At 56.1% G+C, this 18,283-nt stretch carries 16 protein-coding genes and 1 pseudogene; 4 read left to right on the forward strand and 13 right to left on the reverse strand.

Annotated features, from left to right (window positions below; all coding sequences use genetic code 11):
- Window positions 1-101: 101 nt before the first annotated feature.
- A pseudogene (locus HNQ99_RS15190) lies at window positions 102-248 on the forward strand (IS3 family transposase); the annotation flags it as partial.
- A 474-nt stretch (window positions 249-722) separates the two neighbouring features.
- Here HNQ99_RS15190 and HNQ99_RS15195 read toward each other — a convergent pair.
- On the reverse strand, window positions 723-1,139 hold the full coding sequence (locus HNQ99_RS15195; RefSeq protein WP_322790387.1) for a nuclear transport factor 2 family protein: 417 nt from the start codon (window positions 1,137-1,139) through the stop codon (window positions 723-725).
- Window positions 1,140-1,382: 243 nt separating this feature from the next.
- Here HNQ99_RS15195 and HNQ99_RS15200 point away from each other — a divergent pair, with 243 nt between their 5' ends.
- Together HNQ99_RS15200 and HNQ99_RS15205 are read left to right on the forward strand one after the other, a co-directional pair.
- A complete protein-coding gene (locus HNQ99_RS15200) occupies window positions 1,383-1,895 on the forward strand; it encodes an SRPBCC family protein (protein ID WP_184477191.1) in 513 nt (170 codons plus the stop codon).
- A 45-nt stretch (window positions 1,896-1,940) separates the two neighbouring features.
- A complete protein-coding gene (locus tag HNQ99_RS15205; protein WP_184477193.1) occupies window positions 1,941-2,519 on the forward strand; it encodes a nuclear transport factor 2 family protein in 579 nt (192 codons plus the stop codon).
- A 113-nt stretch (window positions 2,520-2,632) separates the two neighbouring features.
- Here HNQ99_RS15205 and HNQ99_RS15210 read toward each other — a convergent pair whose 3' ends face one another.
- The 5 genes from HNQ99_RS15210 to HNQ99_RS15230 form a co-directional block, all read right to left on the reverse strand.
- Window positions 2,633-3,382, reverse strand: a complete 750-nt coding sequence (locus HNQ99_RS15210; protein ID WP_184477195.1) for a glucose 1-dehydrogenase — start codon at window positions 3,380-3,382, stop codon at window positions 2,633-2,635.
- A 34-nt stretch (window positions 3,383-3,416) separates the two neighbouring features.
- The gene (locus HNQ99_RS15215; RefSeq protein ID WP_184477197.1) at window positions 3,417-3,806 is read right to left on the reverse strand and encodes a nuclear transport factor 2 family protein; all 390 of its coding nucleotides are present in this window, start codon (window positions 3,804-3,806) and stop codon (window positions 3,417-3,419) included.
- A gap of 200 nt (window positions 3,807-4,006) precedes the next feature.
- Entirely contained in the window at window positions 4,007-5,203 is a 1,197-nt protein-coding gene (locus HNQ99_RS15220) for an acyl-CoA dehydrogenase family protein (protein ID WP_322790388.1), read from the reverse strand.
- Between the two features lie 5 nt (window positions 5,204-5,208).
- A complete protein-coding gene (locus tag HNQ99_RS15225) occupies window positions 5,209-5,586 on the reverse strand; it encodes an EthD domain-containing protein (RefSeq protein WP_221232721.1) in 378 nt (125 codons plus the stop codon).
- Window positions 5,587-5,649: 63 nt separating this feature from the next.
- The gene (locus HNQ99_RS15230) at window positions 5,650-6,573 is read right to left on the reverse strand and encodes a DUF6473 family protein (RefSeq protein WP_184477204.1); all 924 of its coding nucleotides are present in this window, start codon (window positions 6,571-6,573) and stop codon (window positions 5,650-5,652) included.
- A 383-nt stretch (window positions 6,574-6,956) separates the two neighbouring features.
- On the opposite strand from HNQ99_RS15230, the gene HNQ99_RS15235 reads away from it, so the two are divergent.
- On the forward strand, window positions 6,957-9,176 hold the full coding sequence (locus HNQ99_RS15235) for a TonB-dependent receptor (protein WP_184477206.1): 2,220 nt from the start codon (window positions 6,957-6,959) through the stop codon (window positions 9,174-9,176).
- A gap of 184 nt (window positions 9,177-9,360) precedes the next feature.
- Here the strand turns inward: HNQ99_RS15235 and HNQ99_RS15240 are convergent, their stop codons facing one another.
- From HNQ99_RS15240 to HNQ99_RS15270, 7 genes are all read right to left on the reverse strand, one after another.
- Window positions 9,361-10,506 (reverse strand): sulfotransferase family protein, encoded by a 1,146-nt coding sequence (locus HNQ99_RS15240; protein WP_184477208.1) that lies wholly within the window; start codon window positions 10,504-10,506, stop codon window positions 9,361-9,363.
- Between the two features lie 437 nt (window positions 10,507-10,943).
- Window positions 10,944-11,720: a 3'(2'),5'-bisphosphate nucleotidase CysQ gene (locus HNQ99_RS15245; protein ID WP_407692323.1), complete on the reverse strand. Its 777-nt coding sequence runs from the start codon at window positions 11,718-11,720 to the stop codon at window positions 10,944-10,946.
- 5 nt (window positions 11,721-11,725) lie between these two features.
- Complete coding sequence (cysN, locus tag HNQ99_RS15250; RefSeq protein ID WP_184477212.1) at window positions 11,726-13,639, reverse strand: sulfate adenylyltransferase subunit CysN; 1,914 nt, start codon at window positions 13,637-13,639, stop codon at window positions 11,726-11,728.
- Window positions 13,639-14,550, reverse strand: coding sequence for a sulfate adenylyltransferase subunit CysD (gene cysD, locus HNQ99_RS15255; protein WP_184477214.1), 912 nt, complete (start codon window positions 14,548-14,550; stop codon window positions 13,639-13,641). Before cysD ends, cysN begins: the two co-directional genes overlap by 1 nt.
- A 207-nt stretch (window positions 14,551-14,757) precedes the next feature.
- Window positions 14,758-15,825: a helix-turn-helix transcriptional regulator gene (locus tag HNQ99_RS15260; protein WP_184477216.1), complete on the reverse strand. Its 1,068-nt coding sequence runs from the start codon at window positions 15,823-15,825 to the stop codon at window positions 14,758-14,760.
- A 226-nt stretch (window positions 15,826-16,051) separates the two neighbouring features.
- Complete coding sequence (locus tag HNQ99_RS15265; RefSeq protein ID WP_184477217.1) at window positions 16,052-17,263, reverse strand: acyl-CoA dehydrogenase family protein; 1,212 nt, start codon at window positions 17,261-17,263, stop codon at window positions 16,052-16,054.
- Window positions 17,264-17,373: 110 nt separating this feature from the next.
- Window positions 17,374-18,261 carry an alpha/beta hydrolase family protein gene (locus HNQ99_RS15270; protein ID WP_184477219.1) on the reverse strand — a complete coding sequence of 296 codons (888 nt, stop codon included), beginning with the start codon at window positions 18,259-18,261 and terminating at the stop codon, window positions 17,374-17,376.
- Between the last annotated feature and the right edge of the window lie 22 nt (window positions 18,262-18,283).

The raw sequence follows: 18,283 nt of genomic DNA on the forward strand, positions 1-18,283 counted from the left end.
TCGAGGTGCGAATCCACAATGACCGGGTCGAAATCCGCCCCAGGATAGAAAGCAAATCTTGGCTCCGCTCCGCCGAACAAAAAGATATTTGACAGTCTTATCACCGGCGCTGCCACGAGAGCCTGAACAACGTGACGCCCGCCGACGCCTATTTCGGCAGGGCACCGGCCATCATCCTCCAGCCTCAAAGGATCAAGCGACAGACCATCGAATATCGCCGCTTGCAACACCGCAAGCTCGCCGCTTAACATCAACCCCGAAACGAGGCCCGCACTGCGCTAATCTACGCCGCCACCTGCGCCAAATGTTCTGACGACGGACAGCCGAATTCAAAACAATTCTCGATGAACTCGCCCAGCCTATGGCCGAAAATCATCGGAAGATATCGAGCTTTACAAGCAGTTGCCTCTACGGAAATGGGGCTGGGTTCAGGCAGAAAAGGACAGGATCCCGGAGTATGAAGCACTCGGGCTGGACGAACTTATTTACAGCCCAAAATTCTACTCCGTCGAAGAAGGACTTGACGCAATGAGAAGGTTTGCTGACGAATTTTTTTAGGTCTCTGATGGCCTCGGCAGAAGATGTCTCTTCCGAATACTTGTTAAAAGCACCCTAACATCAGTGATCCAAAAGAGTTGGCGGTACTGTCATCATGCAGAGCGCTCCTTCCTGTGTGCATTACAGACAGGAAGCGAGCGGTCTAATGCGTCAGAGATTGCGATTTACCCCTCGACGCTCACGTTTTCGGGTGGGAACGACTTGCGCAGGGTTCTCTTCGCAATCATCCACGAACCGCCAATTTTGACGTACTCATCCTCATATTTGACATGAAAGCGTACGCGCTCACCATTCTTGCGCATGGTCTCAACAAGACTAAAGGCAGTCCCTCGAGCCGTAGCCGGTTTGAGATCGAAAATAAGGTGGTTGCTCATCAGGTGGACAATATGATGAACCGTCTCACCAATTTTCGCCCCGTAAGCACGGATTGCATCCCGCCCAGCGAATCGGGCCTCGTCAAAAAACTCGCTCTCGTCGAGGATGCCGTCCGGCGCGAATACCAAGGCCCAGTTGTCGGGCTCGAAACTATCGACGAAAGCGCTAGGCGATCGTCTGCACTCATTCTCATCATCTCCGTAGATAAAAGCTTATTTTCTTTGGGCATTACCCCTACATCTCAATATGAACGCTGCTGACGAAAACATCCGAAAAATTGGCAAGTTCTCAATGCTAATATCGCTTGACCAATAGCAACCTATCTACCAATTTCAACCAAACGATTGCCGTTTTGGCCCCTGGACAATCGCTTTCGGATAAAACATTGAGCGTGGCGTTGGGGCGAGGCGATTGCTTCCGATTGTTGAATTCACGGTGGAGGTATGTCTGTGGTCAAGGTGCATAGAGTTTCGGGATTTCACCAAGGAAAAATCGATGCAAATATCGAAGACGTTTGGGCGCTTGTCACTGATTGGGGAAGCCTGGCTTGGTATGATGATGGCACCAATACCGAAGGCATGAAACTCATGGAGAGCTGGCTTGAGGGTGAACCTGGCGCAGTGCCGCGGACGAGGGTAATGTCGCGCGGAGACGGTGCAGTCGAACATGGCGCTCCAGAGGAAAATCGTGAAGTGCTGCTGGTTGAGGACCATGTCGCACATCGGCTCTATTATGACGCGACTGACGGATTCGCCCCGGGGATCCGTAACTACATGGCGAGCTGGTGCTTTGACGAACTGGACGATGGCGGCTGCCTGATGACCATCTCTTCAAATTTCGATTGTGTCCCGGCTGACATTGGGGAGCAACATGGCGCTATGCTTCACGGTGTCTATGTTTCCATCGTGGCGAGTCTTCAGAAATATTTCACAAAGGCGCAAGCGAACGCAAGGATGGTTTGACCTCGCCATCTTTGCCAAACGACAGGCATGGTCAAGGGACACAAAATGGGCGATCAATCTGGCCAAATTGCGGAGTTGTTCGATCGCCAACAGATTACGGATGTCATTTATCGATATTGCCGCGCGGCGGATCGGCTGGACATCGAACTGTTCGAGACCACCTTCTGGGAAGATGGTGGTTTCGACGGCGGCCCGTCGGAAGGTCCGGCCCTCGAAATCATTCCGCCGCTGTTTGAAGCCGTGGTGCGCGACATGTGGGCGGCCAGCCAGCATAGCGTTTCCAACATCCTGATTGAATTCGACGGGGATCAGGCATTTGTTGAAACCTATTTGACGGCCTTTCACCTGTCCCATCCAACCCACGCAAGCCGCGCCGCGCTGCTCGGGGAGCAGAATGCCTTGGCTGCCGGCTTCCAGGGGGATGACGTGATCGAATTCATTTTCGGTGGCCGATATATCGACGTCTTCCAGCGTAGAAGCGGCGAATGGCGCGTCTTCAAACGCAAGATCGTTCCCGATTGGAACCGTGTGGCGCTCTACAACGGTATTGTGTGCGGCGGGCAATATGATCTGCTCCAGTACCGCTCCTCCCGCGATCGCAGTGATCCAGTCTATTTACGATAGCGCCAAGCGTAGCGTAAGCCGAGTTCTCGTCGCGGCAATCAATCCGTTTTCTTTCTCCGGTGGAATCCGGATGGCGAACACCAGCTCGCCGTCCTTTTCCACCGGAATGTTCGTTATTGGGCAGTCAGCCCACCGTCGGCCGCGAGCGCCGCGCCCGTCACAAAGCTCGAGGCATCCGACGCCAAGAAAGCAAAAACGCTGGCAATTTCCGAGGGCTTCGCACCACGATTAAGCGGCATGCGCGCAATGAAGAGATCGCCGTCCGCTCCTAATTGCTCCATCGTACTCTTCACCATTGGGGTCAGAACCACCCCGGCATGAACGGAGTTGACTCTGATATTGAGCGGCGCAAGTTCGATCGCCGCAGCCTTGGTCATGCCCGTCACCGCCCATTTAGAGGCGCAATAGTCCATGTTGTTCGCGGCCCCAACAAGTCCGTAGCCAGAGGAATTGTTGACAATGGCGCCTCCGCCAGCCCGGATCATCGAAGGCAACACAAGCTTCATACCAAGGAATACGCCCTCCTGATTGATGGCGCAGACCCTACGATATTCCTCCAGGCTCAAGTCGGAAACGGCTTTCCAGTGACCAGAATGACCGGCATTGTTCACTAGAGTATTCACCGGCCCAAAGGCTGCTTCGGTTTCCTCGATGGCGCGTTCCCAATCGGCGGTCTCGGTGACGTCAAGGCGAGAGAAACGGACCTTATCACCTAATTCCCGGGCTAACGCCTCGCCGGCTTCAACCTGGATATCGCCGATGGTAACGCTGGCTCCTAATTGTTGAAACATCCGCGCTGCGGCGGCGCCGATACCGCTGGCTGCTCCCGTGACGATTACTACCTTGCCTTTGAGATCAAACATTGATGGTCCTTTCCAATAGAATTCTTCGTCTGGATCAGCCGAAGACACTGTCGGCAAGTTTGGTGTCAACCAACTCGCGCATCGACAGGATTTTGTCGCCCCTGAAACGGCAGACTACCGCATAATCCCCATCGAATCTCTTACCGTTTACAAGTTCGCACTTGCCAGAGAAAATCGCCGCAACAAGGTCCCCTTCCTCCACCATTTCGTAAAAGGTGAACCTGCCCGGGGCGGCTAGTGCGGACGAGAACGCCTCTAGCTGTTCCAAAATTCCTGATAGCGTCCGCTTTTTTCCAGCCAGCCCAGTGCTGCCAAGAAACTCATGGGTGTAATCGTCGGTGACAAGTTCACGGATTGCTTCTGCATCCCCCCTGCCGACCGCATCGCAATATTGTCGTAGCGTTTGCTTTCTCGAACTTTCCATATATTTCTGCTCCAGTTCAATTTCCGCTTAAGCCTTGTTCCCAACCCCTTCCACCCCAGCCTCCCCGACCCGCGATTGGCTGAAGATCGGGAAAGGATCGCGAGGACCAGGGCACACGCCACAAGCCGCATCAGCATCGGGCGCGGGCGGCCCACCAGCTGTGCAAATGGCATGGCAACGAGAGGAACAGCCGCCGAAATCTAGCCCTGACCGATCAGCATCGCGCCCAGCATAGTCGTAGCCATTGTCGGATCATTGCCAAGATGCGCCCGCGCGGCGTTCAGATCGAGCCAGGCTCGCGTTACCGGGGAATTCAGGTCAGTGGCACGCGCGCCCTGCAACATCATCAGATCATCGACGAGGGATGCGAACTTCCGCAGACCGGCGGTGAGCTGCGTTCTGATCAGCACGGCTTCCTGCATTGGTATAGGGGTATCGATCATTTCATAGTGAAGCAGTCGCTCTACATGCCGATCATACATGGCGGGAGCCGCTTCGATCTCGCTCGCGAGACGGCCCGCTGCCTGCTGAACGGCCGGGTCTTCCCGAGCGATCTTGCCTGTGAGAACCGAAACCCGGCTTCTCGTAATCGACAGAAATCCGTCAAGCGCGGCGCGGGCCGTGCCGATCGCGAGATTAGAAATAGACGAGGAGAAGAGATAAAGCCACGGCAACCGGTAAAGCGCCGGTCCCGCACGCATCTCCCGGCGAATATTCTGTATGCCTGGATCGAGCGTAATGGTCCGATGTTTGGGCACGAAGATGTCGTTCGCAATGATGTCGTTGCTGCCGGTCGCCCGAAGCCCGAATGAATGCCATACATCGACCAGTTCGAAGTCCTCGCGTGGGACGAGGAAAACGTTCAACAGTGGAGGACCAGCCACGGGCGCATCCGGCAGCCTGGCGCCGAGCAGCGCCCATTTGGCATGCGAGCTACCGCTCGAAAAGGTCCAGCGGCCAGTGACGCGAAATCCTCCTTCAACGGGCGTGGCGGTGCCGGCCGGAGTACCGGCCGATCCAATGAGCGCGCGGCCATCCCTCTCCCAGACGTCGGCTTGCGCCTGCTCGTCGAACAGGCTGACCAGAAAGGACTGAACGCAAAGCACGCCATAGACCCATGCCGTTGACGGACAGACTTGCGCGATGGCGTTCTGTAACGCGAAGAAGATGCGTGGATCGGATTCGAAGCCGCCCCATTGCTGCGGCTGAAATAAGCGGAACAGATCGGCTGCGGCCAGTTCGCGAACTGTTTCGGCCGGCGTGTCGCGCGCCAAATCGGCAGCTGCGATACGTTCCTTTATTGCGGGAAGGATCGGCGCCAGCCTGACGAGAAGTTCTTCGACTGTTGGGTGCTGGCTAGCAGCCCTCGCTTCGTCCATCGGCATATTGGGTCTCACTTGGGTCAAATCAGGCCCTTTCCCGATATTTCCTCGGCCAGCGTCTGCCGGGAGACAGCGCGATCAGCGAAGTTCGCTTCGTCATTCGTGACGGCGCGCGTGAATTCCGGATCCTGCGCTATACGCAAAAGCTCCTTAAGAGCGGCTTCATCCTTGATAGTGTAGATGGAGACCGCGTCATAATCGACGCCGCCGTCACTTTGCGGGGCTTCGTCGGCGTCAGGGCGCCCGACATACAGGTTGATGGCGTTCTGCGGGTAATATCGTTTGTAATCACTCATCAAATGTCCGACCCATTTGGCCACCATTGGGATGTGGACATTTTCATAATGCTTTTGGAAGTCTTCGAACGAAATGCCTTCCTTTCGCTTCATGAACATCATTAATTTTTGCATTATCTGTATCCCCATTTGTCGGGCGGACCCGCTCTCGCTCCTGCGAATCGTCTATTCCGCAAGCTTCATATTACGAAGCGCCCTCTCGATCGCATCGGCAGCGTCTTCGTGCATCTCGGGTGATGGATAATAGTGGTTGGTGCTCCACTTCATCCCTTCGGCAAAAGCCGCCATGCTGCCGCCGTCCACTTCCACCGGCTCGCCAGTAAAGCGGCTTACGAGTGGATAGCCATAATTCCGCATGCTTCTGCATTCGACATAGGCGTCGAAGAGGGGCCGCACTTTATTCAGACTCGCAGCGTCGACGAACTGCGGAAACTTTCCAAGTATGTCCATTGTCTCGGAGGCCTCATAGTTTATCGGCTCGTCCAAATCCTTGTCGGAAAAATAAAAGAGAAGTTTCGGAACATGGATCTTCTCCGCAAGTTCACGATATCGTCTGATCCAGTTCTCCAGGCTTTCCGCTACGTAGAGCGGAGCTTTTTCCCGCTCTTCATTGAAAATTTGCGGCCAGGCTTCCATGGTGGAAATCTGATGCCCATTCTTGAGATCAAGTAGCGCTTCCACAAATCCGTAGGCGCCGAACCGTGAATTCGGTTCCGTTCGTGCGGTCATCACCTGGACGATCGAGAAGCGGCCGCCATTTACCAGATCAAGGAGACCCGGAGCCTGCAAATAGAAGCCGGCGCCGCCCCCGCCGACGCTGAGGTTCAGTGCCGGCACCCCAATATGATCGGAAAGGATATCGCCGAACGTTCGCTCGACGAATATCCCGTTCGCCTGCGCGCCGCCGAGGCACGTAAAATAATTCCCGCTCTCTATAATGTCTTGCGGCAGCGGAGGGCCCCGAAACTTGACGCCTGGAATGTCGTCCAATTCATAATATTGGTAATCAACAATCTCATGATCTCGCTTGCTATAGTCGAGACTCCATTCTTCGGGATGATCTTCTGGCTTGAATCCATAGTTCACCATGAAACGATCTCCAAATTAAACGCCTGACGTCAGCTGTGGAGTCCGACATTACATAATCGGCCCGTGCATCAGCGATGAATAGCATGGTTGAAGTTCATGTCATTCAAGCGGCCCCTCGCGGAAGCGAGCCTCAACCATTTCGATGCGTCCATGGAGGCCTCTCCTTGAAATCCACAGCATGCGACTTCTCTGTTCGCAGGCTAGTGTGCTACTACTAGATACTAAATGAGCGAACAGCAGCGTCAAGCATTCTTTGGATGACCTTTCGGGAGCATCTCCGATTGGGACGGACGTGTCGCTCCACCTACAATTCTTCCATAGCGGCGCAACCACATCTTTGGCGCTGCGTTTATGCCAGTGCAAAAATGTAAAGGGAGGATTTTATGAGGGCCTTGGGACCAGTATCTGCGGCGCTTAGCGCGCTGTTAGCTTCGACAAGCTACGCACAGACCCCTCCGGACACGACAGGTGCGGACGCGGCCAGCAACGACACCCCCGTCGATATCGTTGTTACGGCTCAGCGCAGAGCGGAAAACCTGCAAGACACCCCGATTGCGGTAACGGCGGTGACGGCCGCGGCCGCCCAGAACCTAGGTCTGGCCGACGTCAAGGACATTGCGGCGATTACGCCCGGTGCGAGTTTCACCACGACGAACGGCTTCTTCACTTCCCGCATCCGTGGGATCGGCTCGGATTTCGTCTCGGTGGGCATCGAGTCTCCGGTCGCGATCTATGAAGACGGCGCCTATCTGACGCGAACCCTTACCGTTAACGAAATTATCGATAATTTCGACATCGGCAGCATTCAGGTGCTCCGCGGGCCGCAGGGTACCCTGTACGGTCGCAATGCGACTGGTGGCGTCATTATCATCAACAGTGCCGACCCGACATCCAAGTTTGAGGGGCGGGTACGCGGGGAGATCGGCAATCTCGAGCATCGGCAACTGAATGGCATGATCAACCTGCCGCTGGGTGAAGATCTCGCCTTTCGTGGAACCGCCAGCTACAAGCACGAGGGTGGCCACGTCCGCAACCTAATCACGGATAGCGACATCGGCGGTGGACGGACTTATAGTGTACGGGGTAAACTGCGCTGGCAACCGGGAAATGCCGATATCGTCCTCGGCGGGCAGTATTACGACACCGCATATCGGCTTGGGCCGCTGCAATCGCTCGCACGTAACGACTCGACTTGCTATGCCTGCGTCCTCTTTCCAGGCGTCGTCAGCCCCTCTGTCGACCTCTTTGAGACCGAGAGCGTTGTCAATCTCCAGCCGGTCAGAACCAAATATTACGGCGCCAATCTGAAAATGAGCTTCGAAATCGGCGACTTTCAGCTGACGAGCACGACGACATATCGTAAGCAGAAGACAGTCGACAGCGCAGGCGATGCGGACTTGACCCCGTTGCTCGGCTTCGAATTTGCCGTGCCGAGATCCGGCGGCAGGTCATACACACAGGACTTTCTGGTCAGCTCCAAATTGGACGGTCCGCTCAATTATCTGTTCGGATTGAGCTACCTGAATGACAAGGGTATTTTCAACACACGCTTTGTGGGTGATCCCGCTTTGGGCCTCGGCGGCACCGGGCTTACCCCCGACACGGCGTTCGGCGCCGATAACACAGCGCTAACGAAGTCTTACGCCGCGTTCGCCGAGGCATATTATCAGCTTACCGACACCCTCAAGGCCACGATTGGCGGACGTTACACTTATGAGGAGCGCTCCGCACACGTCGAGTTTACCGTCGGTGGTGCGTTTGACTTGAGCACAACGCAGCGTGCGTTTACGCCGCGTTTTGTGTTGGCTTGGGATAACGGACCGACCAATCTTTATTACAGCTTCACCCGCGGCTTCAAGGCGGGGGGATTTCCGGGTCCGATTTTTGCGCCGATTGATCCTGTGCTGCCCGAGAAGATTTTCAGTCACGAAGTCGGCGTCAAGCAATCCCTGTTCGACAATCGCCTCCGCCTGAATGCGGCCGCCTTCTACTTCAAGAACAAGGGCCTGCAGACCCAGACTATCGATTTGCAGTCGGGTGGGACAATCACGGCCAATGCCGGCGCACTCGAGAATTATGGCGTCGAGGTCGAGGCGCAAATCCTCCCCATGGAAGGGTTGACTCTCGGCGTCACCGGCTCCTGGCAACATGCCCGTTTCAAGCCTTACGAGAATGCCGCGATCGCCTGCTTCGATCCTACCGCTGTCGCGCCGGTCCCAACCCTTAGTCGTTGCTTCACCGATCTTACCGGGACACCACCCCCGCAAGCTCCGGACTGGTCAGGCTCGTTTAATGCGACCTATGAATTCCCCATCGCAACGTGGACCGCCTCGCTTTCGGGAATCGCCCAATATCGCTCCTCAATCTATTACACACCGGGCGCGGGCGGCGAGCTACAGGCAGATCGTGATGGAGAGCGCTTCCTCGTGAATGCGTCAGGCTATGTTAGCCCGCCCGGAGAAAACCTCCGGATCGGCTTCTACGCCCTAAATGTGTTCAACAAGAAACATGTCGCCTTCGTCCAGACCGACACGACTTTCGGTGTGTACCATAATGCGGCAAGGCCCCGCACATACGGCCTGCGCCTCGAATATTCTTTCTGAGCAACCTTGTTTCCGTCGGGGCTCAAAGAGCCTCATGTACAAGGCATATACATTGCGCGTTGAAAAGTGACCCACTGGTGATGAGTTTGTCATTGGTGGGTCGCAATGCGCTGTTCAACTCCCAGGCGGGCTGGCGGCCATTTTATAACGGACCACAAGGCATGTCGGGATTATGCCACCTCATTCAAAACAAATGACCGAATCTGCTATTATAGGACGAAAATGCCTGCCGTATGGCCTCATCGGTACTGCCTACATCCTGAGCTGAGTATTTGGACTCGCCATGCTTGCCCTTGGGGTTTTCGGTTTCCCATTCCCGTATTCCGTCCAAGGCGCCTTCCGTCAGATCCATTCCTGCAAAGTCATAGATTTTCTTGATCGTTGCTTCCCCATTCTTCACAACATCATTAAAGCCCACGTCCAGAATTTGGATGTCGGGATTGCGGTCACGCCACTCCATGTGACTGTTCATTGCGGACGACAGCGCATCGACCATTTTTGAGGCAAACGCCTGTCTATTGTCGAGATCGGAATAAATCCGCCGGGTCGCCATGACTGTACTGGTGACGGAGGGAACGCATTTTACTGGATCGCGGTGCGTGACGATGAACTTTGGCCGCTCATAGGCATCGACAAGATATTGTTCTCGCCCAAGATGATTGGGATCCTTGAACAGCCAGGGTCGACTGGGTCCCGCATCTTGCCATTGAAGATATTTGATGACCGAAAAAAGATAATCATAGGCCGGTTGCGGATCTGCATGCTCCACCCAATGCGCGAAACTTGGGGCATCGTACATACCGAAAAGGGCGGGATGCCGGAAAGTCGCCTCCATGAGATAGACATCTTCTTCCGGTTCCTCCGCATGGGAGGGATGACCGACCAGGATTGCCGGCGATTGCTCGTACATCCACTCCTCATGGGCTTTTGTTTCGCGAATGCGCTGGGCAAGACCGCCGTCTTCCATTCCGGGAATACGGGCAAACTTCATGGTGCCCCAGAAGCGCAGCGTTTGAAAGTCCCCCGTGGCGCCAAGCATCCGGTGCAATTTCGTGCTTCCGGTTCGAGGCAAGGAAATAATAATCAAGGGAGAGGCAATGCGTTCCCTGCCAATTTCGGGATGTTCCTTCATGTCCTTGGCAAACCAAAGGCGCTGGATAAGAAGGTTTATGAACCGCTCCTCCAGCCGCTTCTGGCACGAGCCACGAATTTCTGCCTCTCCGTTTATCGCGTCAATAAGGACAGTAAATCCGTCGCGAAAATCATCCGGGCCGAAATCTGTTAATCCGGTTCGGTTGGACGCAATATTCAATAGTTCTGATGCGTTCATTTTACGCTCCTGGCCCGGGAAGCAAGGCCGAGTTCATGGTGAGCATATCAAACCTCGCGTCAGCGTCCTGCGTCCGCCGGCTGGACAATCTTTTCGGCATTCTTGAAGTGCATGCCGCGGGGATGAGCCTCTACCTCCTCATAAGTGCTGAGCCCTATATCCACCATCCACCGGATGAGCTCCTCGCAGACCTGTTTGCGGACAAAGCAATTTCGGGTCCCGGAATGTTGCGGTGGGACGGCGCATGTTCAGCGTCTTTCCCATCCGCAGCGCCAGACCACGAAAAAACTCCCATTCGTCGATCCAAATCGCATAATCCCGATCACCGCGGATGTCGATGATTTTGCCGGCCTCTTCCGTCACCTAAGACCACACATCGCGGCGCAGTTACCACAATAGGTGAGGTGAGTGGTCATCATGCTTCCCGTTCTTGAGCGTTACCCACCAGTCTTGAGCGTCGGGGTGACGCCAATATTTTCGGGTTCACGGAAACTCTGAAGAATGGAAAGCACCGGACCCGCGTGCTCATGCCGGCATATGAGCAGGTCGGGCATGTACACGTCTCGCCGGTTGTAGCGCAGGGGTGTCCCGTCGATCCGGCTGGCGTGGAGGCCGTGGGCAATGGCGACAGCGGCAGGAGCACAGCTGTCCCATTCGTACTGACCGCCCGAATGGAGGTAGATGTCCGCCTCGCCGCGGATCACAGCCATCGCCTTGGCGCCAGCTGAGCCCATTTCCACCAGTTCAGCACCCAGTCTCTGCGCAACCTCAACCGCTTCCTTCGCAGGCCGCGACCGGCTGACCACCATGCGCAGGCGCGATGGCGGCGGCGGCACTGCAACCGGCTTGTCAGTCTTCAACACCAAGTCCAGCCCTGGCAAGGCGACTGCGCCAATAGTTGCAACCCCATCGATGGCGAGTGCCACATGGACCGCCCAATCCGTCCGTGCTTCGCCATATTCGCGCGTCCCATCAACAGGATCAACGATCCATACGCGCGAGTTTGCAAGCCGTTCAGGATTGTCCTTCTCTTCCTCAGACAGCAGCCCGTCGTTCGGCCGCTGCTCACGCAGCGCGTGGACGAGGAACTGGTTGGCGGTCTGGTCGCCCGCTTTACCCAGCGATTTGCCGCTGAACATGCCGGAAGCGCGCACCTGAAGCAGGATCTTGCCAGCCTGGCCGGCAAGATGGGCAGCAAGGTCGCAGTCGGTCATGCTGCTCATGGGATCAGCCTTCTTACAATTTCCTCCGCCGCTTCCTCTGCGGTCATGGCCGTGGTGTTGACGCGGATTTCCGGCGTCTCGGGCGGCTCATATGGGCTGTCGATGCCTGTGAAGTGCTTCAATTGCCCGGCGCGCGCCTTCTTGTAGAGTCCCTTGACGTCGCGTTCTTCGGCGACATCGAGAGGGGTATCGACGTAGACCTCGAAAAATTCGCCAGGCGCGATCATCTGCCGCACCATGTCCCGCTCGGCCCGGAAGGGGGAGATAAAAGCGGTAATGACGATGAGGCCAGCGTCTGTCATCAGCTTTGCGACCTCGCCCACACGGCGGATATTTTCCACCCGGTCGGCGTCGGTGAAGCCAAGGTCGTGGTTAAGGCCGTGCCGCACATTATCGCCGTCGAGCAGGAAGGTGTGGCGGTTCATCCGCGCCAGCTTCTTCTCGATCAGGTTGGCGATGGTAGATTTGCCCGCACCCGACAGCCCCGTGAGCCAGAGCACGGCAGGCTTCTGGTTTTTGACCTGTGCATGATGCTCGCGGGTGACATCAGTCGCCTGCCAGTGAATATTGTCGGCTCGCCGGAGCGAAAATTGGATCATTCCTGCCGCCACCGTGGCGTTCGTCAATTTGTCGATCAGGATGAAGCCACCAAGGTCCCGGTTCTGCGCGTAGGTCTCAAACGGAATTGTGCGGTCGGTGGAAATATTGGCAACGCCAATGGCGTTGAGGTCCAGCGTCTTGGCCGCCAGATGCTCCATGGTGTTGACGTTGACCTGATATTTCGGGCTTGCAACAGTTGCGGTGACGGTCTGCGTACCGATCTTCATCCAATAGGGTCGCCCAGGCAGAAGTTCAGCCTCGTCCATCCACACCAAGGTCGTCTCGAACTGGTCCGCTGCCAGCACTGGAGTGTCGGCAATGGAGATGACGTCGCCTCGCGAGCAGTCGATCTCATCTGTGAAGCAAAGGGTGACGGACTGGCCCGCCACGGCCTGTTCAAGGTCTCCGTCACGGGTAACAATCCGCTTGATAGTCGTGATCTTCCCTGAGGGAAGAACGCGGACGGTGTCGCCAGGCTTGATGGTGCCGGTGGAAATCTGGCCCGAAAAGCCGCGAAAGTCGAGGTTCGGACGGTTTACCCACTGTACCGCCATGCGGAAAGGTTTGGCCGCATCAGTGGTGCTGTCGATTTCGACCGTCTCCAGATGCTCCAACAGTGCCGGGCCCTTATACCAAGGGGTGTTTTCCGACGGACCAGTGATGTTGTCGCCCTTGAAGCCGGAAATGGGCATGGCTGTGAAGCTCTCGATGCCGATCGACTTGGCGAAGGCGGTATATTCCTCCACGATCGCATCGAATTTGGACTGGTCATAGCCGACCAGATCCATTTTGTTTACCGCCAGCACGATGTTCTTGATGCCGATCAGGTGCGCCAGATAGCTGTGGCGGCGGGTCTGCACCAGCACGCCTTTGCGTGCGTCAATCAAAATGACAGCGAGGTCGGCAGTTGATGCCCCTGTCACCATGTTGCGGGTGTATTGCTCGTGACCAGGCGTATCCGCGACGATGAACTTGCGTTTTTCCGTGGCGAAGAAGCGGTAGGCGACATCGATGGTAATGCCTTGCTCGCGCTCCGCGGCGAGCCCGTCAACCAAGAGCGCAAAGTCGATTTCCTGTCCCTGCGTGCCGACACGCTTGGAGTCCGCTTCCAGCGCCGCAAGCTGGTCTTCAAAGATCATCTTGCTGTCATAGAGCAGGCGGCCAATCAGCGTCGACTTGCCGTCGTCCACCGACCCGCAGGTGATGAAGCGCAGCATCGTCTTGTGCTGATGTACCTCCAGATAGGAGTCGATATCCGAAGCGATCAGCGCATCGGCCTGATAGGCATTTTCGATTAGCGTGTTGGTCATCAGAAATACCCCTCCTGCTTTTTCTTTTCCATGCCCGCGCCGCCCGCATCCTTGTCGATGGCGCGGCCCTGCCGCTCGGAAGTGGTGGTGAGCAGCATCTCCTGAATAACTTCGGGCAGCGTCGCTGCCTTGCTCTCCACGGCGCCGGTCAGCGGATAACAGCCAAGGGTGCGGAAGCGGATGGAGCGCTGAACGGGTTCTTCGCCATCCTTCAAGCGGAAGCGCTCATCATCCACCATCAGGAGCATGCCGTCGCGCTCAACAGTGGGACGTGGAGCCGAGAAATACAACGGCACGATCTCGATGCCCTCCAGATGGATATATTGCCAGATGTCGAGTTCGGTCCAGTTGCTGATCGGGAAGACGCGCACGCTCTCCCCCTTGGCCTTGCGCGCATTATAAAGCCGCCAAAGCTCGGGCCGCTGGTTCTTTGGGTCCCAGCGGTGATTGGCTGAACGGAAGGAAAAGATGCGCTCCTTCGCCCGGCTCTTCTCCTCGTCGCGTCGCGCGCCACCAAAGGCTGCGTCAAAGCCATATTTTTCCAGCGCCTGCTTCAGCCCTTCCGTTTTCCACATGTCGGTGTGCAACGATCCATGGTCGAAAGGATTGATCCCTTTCTCAAGCGCTTCCGGGTTATGATAGACGAGCAACTCCATGCCAGCATCGCGGGCAGCCTTGTCACGCAAATCGTACATGGCTCGGAATTTCCAGGTCGTATCGACATGCAACAGCGGAAAAGGAGGTGGCGAAGGAAAAAACGCCTTCTTCGCCAGATGCAGCATAACGGCGCTGTCCTTGCCAACGGAATACATCATGACGGGCCGCTCGGCCTCGGCTACAACCTCGCGCATGATATGAATACTTTCCGCCTCCAGCCGCTGAAGGTGGGTGAGCCCGGATGTCGGTGTCATTAATCTCTCCGTCGATGCTATTTTCGAGCTCATTAATGTAAAGCGAATCGCTGCCACCCCCCCGTTTGGGGGGGGGGCTCTCTTTTGCTGCTGCCAAGCTAGGGATTCCATCTTCGGGTTGAGAGGCCGCAACAATCAGGCTCTACCCATCGCATCTCGCGCAAATGTCCCGGGTCGTTGCTGGCGTTGCCTCGGGGGGCACTGCATCTAACCGAGCGATCCGAGGAGATCGCGTACCATCCGGGTGAGCGCCGCTTGCCCATGCGAGTTGGTCTTGCAATAAACCGTCTTTGAATATTTGCGTGCTGTTTCCACGCTCACACCTAGTTCGGCTGCGGCCCCCGGTATACCGCTTCCTCTGGAAATAGCCTGAGCGAGTTGAGCCTCTCTCGGGGTGAGATTCAGTAAGACGGCAAGCTCGCGACTTCGATCCGTATCGTCCGTTGCTTCTGCCTGAACATAGACGATTAATCGGGCGCTGCTGAAGATGGACGCCCCCTCAATCGCAAAAGGTTGAATAAGAAGATTGAGACCGAGGCCGGGTCTATCCGAAATCTGGATGACTGCGGGTTCCTTCACATCCCCGGCAGCAAAAGACCGGATTGTTTCGGCCAAACGCTGCTCAGATTTCTTCATTGTTCCGTGCAGGCGACCGTCCGAACCGGCGTAGAGAAGCGAGCCTCCAACTAGGTGTTTCGCCGCTTCTCGATCATTGTCCAAAATTACGCCGTCCGCCGTCAACAGAAACCAACCTTGGCGTCGCAAGCACGCGGCTTTGTCCGTCGCGGAACTTCTCAATTTTGCGTGTTCATAAAACGAATAGATGCGAAGCGCTATTTCCAGATGGGGAGTCAGCGCATCGAGGAGTGACGACTCCGCAGTGCTAAATTCAGTGTCCCCACGGGAAGCAATAAGCCACCCTTCGATGCCTGCGGAAACAACTCGAACGATACGAACGTAGCAATTTGCCCCAAAGACTTCTGATCCCTCCGGTATGCACTCATTCACTTCAACCGAGGTGTAGACACGCATTGCGCGAAGGCGAGACCTCAACAGTATTTTGATAGCTTCGTCTAATTCGTTGATTGTTCCATGCGAACGTTCGGGTTCTGCCGTAATTGAAAAGCCGGAGAAATGCTGATCGGCTCCGCCAACCAGGTACATTCTCATCCTTTCAGCCCCTAGCCTGCGGCGCAAGCGGCTGAGGAACGTGTTCCAAATCGGGAAGTCGCCCATGCCGTCGTAAAGCGCCGTCAGCAGATCAAATTCATCCACCCTAGATAACATTATATAACCTCACGGACGACTTAGGTTCTTGCGGACAAGCTGCAATGCTTCAAACCGATTTTCCCGCACGTACCACTGCCGCCCCAGTTAAAAGCTTATTGGTCCTAGAGTACTAAGTTGCTCGACGGGGTCAATTCCCGAATTCAGGATTGGATTTTTTGCCTGGTTGACGAGTCATATGTCCCAATAATTTGTCGCCGATCACTGTCCCACTTCAGATTTCCGGCATGTTATTGATGTTGGATTTTCCTCCCGTTAAGGCGCGGCCGAGCAGTTCCAGCGACAAGCCGGAGTTGAGAGCGTTGTGACGTGAGCCGATATTCAGATCCCGCCAGAAGCCCTGAATTCTGTTGCTCAACACGAAGGCGCCAGGACCCGCAATGTCCAGCAACGTTTCCGACGCCTCGCGCAACAGGCGCATGGCATAGCCGCAGTCGACCTGCGTCCTGACCTTCTCCATCTTCGTGACCTCGCGCTCCTGCGCAACGCGGTCGAGGACATCGCAGGCGCGATAAACGTGCATCCAAGCCGAATCGATCTTGATGGCGGCTTCCCCCAGCCTGGCAAGCAATAATTGGGAATCGGATTGGCGGCCATACTGCCAACCGATAATGGGGCGGTCGTTCATCTTTTGCCGGACAGCTTCAAGCATCCCTTCCGCCGCGCCCAGCATGGAAGGAAGGACAGTGAGCCCGAACTGTGGTTCGACTGGCCAGAAATCGCGCGCTTCGGCGTGGCTTTCCCCGACCAGCCCGGCCATGTTCGCCATGTCGCTGTCTCGTATGAAAAGATCGGCGGGGACGAAATGATTGTCGGCCTTCACCCGGTTGCTGCCTGAGGCGGACAGTCCGGCCACATTCCAGTCCCTGATGATCTCGACACTTTTATCGGACAAATCGATGAAGGCAAAGCCGGAGTCCACCTGCACGCCTTTGTCGTCGCGGACTACCACGCCGCACCACGCCCAGTTGGAATGAAGACATCCGGACGCATAAGGCCACTGCCCGGAGACGGAATATCCCTCGCCAGACCGGATGGCGATCCCGGATTTCGCCCCCACAAAACAGCAAAGCTCGTCACCCTTCGTGAAAAGCAGCTGTCGTTGTGCTTCAGGCAGGGAAGCCACCGTGCCAGTCGCCCCCGTCACGATGCCGTAAGCCCAGGCAGAACCAGGGCAGGTTTTGCCAATCTCGGCGACGGTTTCGACGAAAGTCCGCATCGATGCGCCTTCGCCGCCTACACGTTTTGCAGCGGTGATCCAAAAAAGCCCTGCGGACTTCAATGCATCGAACACTGGCGGCGCGATGCAGCCTTGCTGCTCCGCATATTCCACATGCTTCGCGATCAGCGGCTGAAGGGCTTGCGCCCGCTCGACAGCATTCAGCGCGACATTAGCCTCAAGTCCGATATCATTCAGTTGAGCCATCTTGAAGTCCTTTCAATGGGAATGCGCCTGGTCCGCATCAGTCCGCCGCGGTGCGGCCTGTCGTTGCTCGCCCGCCGCGGCTCCCCGTTAAGCCAAAGCTGAGACGCTAACTAAAATCCAGATCTTTGTCGCAGCCATTGGATCGTCAGTCGGGCAAGTGCAATGCGCTTGGTGAGAAAGCTGTGATCACTATCGAGGATCACCTCGTCGAAACCTTGCACGCCGGCATCGCGCATCGCCTTCGCAATTGGCCTATGACAATTATCAAGTGGCGCGACCGTGTCCCGTAGCGCGCCGACAAGGAGAACGTTCTTGTTTACCAGACGCGGCGCCTGATCCATGGGCCGCATGCGAGCATAATCAGCGGGAGTCATGGCGCTCAGCGCTCCCTCCAGATCGATCCGATTGGCACTCAAAGCCTTTATTTTTTCAAAACTGGTCTTGGCCTCTTTCATAGCTTCCGGAGTTTGCGAAGGTGTCATGCTATTCGCCGCCACCGCGATAACGGATTGAATGTGCGGATCCTCGGCACACGCCGTTATGCTCACATTGCCGCCACCGCCGCTCAGCCCCATTACCGCGATCCGCTTCGGATCGGTTCGCCAAGCACGACCTTGCCCGGTCTTGATTTGTCCGTCGGACGTAGATCGGACATATGTTGCGGCGGCCAACAAATCGTCGGCCGCGCTCATCAGCGTATATCGATGCTGGTTGTCCCACATGCCTCGAGGATGAAAGGTCATCACATTGATGCCTGCCGTCATCAGCGGAATAATTACGCTTTCCAGCCGATCGCCGCCGTACCACTGCGGGCTGAGAATGACCGTCCCCTTTGGGTCCCGGCCCTGCGCGATCCAGACCGTGGCGTGGACAACGGAGCCCTGGCTGATGAAGTGGGTGACGAATTGCTCAAACGGAAAGTCAGGATCAAGAACGCAGGGATCACAAATAGTCGAGTCCATCAGGCGGTTGGAATTGAATGTCGGATTATCAATCATTCCGAAGTCCTCTCTTGATATT

The organism is Rhizorhapis suberifaciens (assembly GCF_014200045.1).
GTDB lineage: Bacteria > Pseudomonadota > Alphaproteobacteria > Sphingomonadales > Sphingomonadaceae > Rhizorhapis > Rhizorhapis suberifaciens.

Bases quoted from the DNA above. Each gene is read 5' to 3' on its own strand.
- HNQ99_RS15205 (WP_184477193.1), top strand. From the start codon at position 1,941: ATGGGCGATCAATCTGGCCAAATTGCGGAGTTGTTCGATCGCCAACAG.
- HNQ99_RS15210 (WP_184477195.1), bottom strand. From the start codon at position 3,382: ATGTTTGATCTCAAAGGCAAGGTAGTAATCGTCACGGGAGCAGCCAGC.
- HNQ99_RS15215 (WP_184477197.1), bottom strand. From the start codon at position 3,806: ATGGAAAGTTCGAGAAAGCAAACGCTACGACAATATTGCGATGCGGTC.
- HNQ99_RS15225 (WP_221232721.1), bottom strand. From the start codon at position 5,586: ATGATGTTCATGAAGCGAAAGGAAGGCATTTCGTTCGAAGACTTCCAA.
- HNQ99_RS15230 (WP_184477204.1), bottom strand. From the start codon at position 6,573: ATGGTGAACTATGGATTCAAGCCAGAAGATCATCCCGAAGAATGGAGT.
- HNQ99_RS15235 (WP_184477206.1), top strand. From the start codon at position 6,957: ATGAGGGCCTTGGGACCAGTATCTGCGGCGCTTAGCGCGCTGTTAGCT.
- HNQ99_RS15240 (WP_184477208.1), bottom strand. From the start codon at position 10,506: ATGAACGCATCAGAACTATTGAATATTGCGTCCAACCGAACCGGATTA.
- HNQ99_RS15245 (WP_407692323.1), bottom strand. From the start codon at position 11,720: ATGACCGACTGCGACCTTGCTGCCCATCTTGCCGGCCAGGCTGGCAAG.
- cysN (WP_184477212.1), bottom strand. From the start codon at position 13,639: ATGACCAACACGCTAATCGAAAATGCCTATCAGGCCGATGCGCTGATC.
- cysD (WP_184477214.1), bottom strand. From the start codon at position 14,550: ATGACACCGACATCCGGGCTCACCCACCTTCAGCGGCTGGAGGCGGAA.
- HNQ99_RS15265 (WP_184477217.1), bottom strand. From the start codon at position 17,263: ATGGCTCAACTGAATGATATCGGACTTGAGGCTAATGTCGCGCTGAAT.
- HNQ99_RS15270 (WP_184477219.1), bottom strand. From the start codon at position 18,261: ATGATTGATAATCCGACATTCAATTCCAACCGCCTGATGGACTCGACT.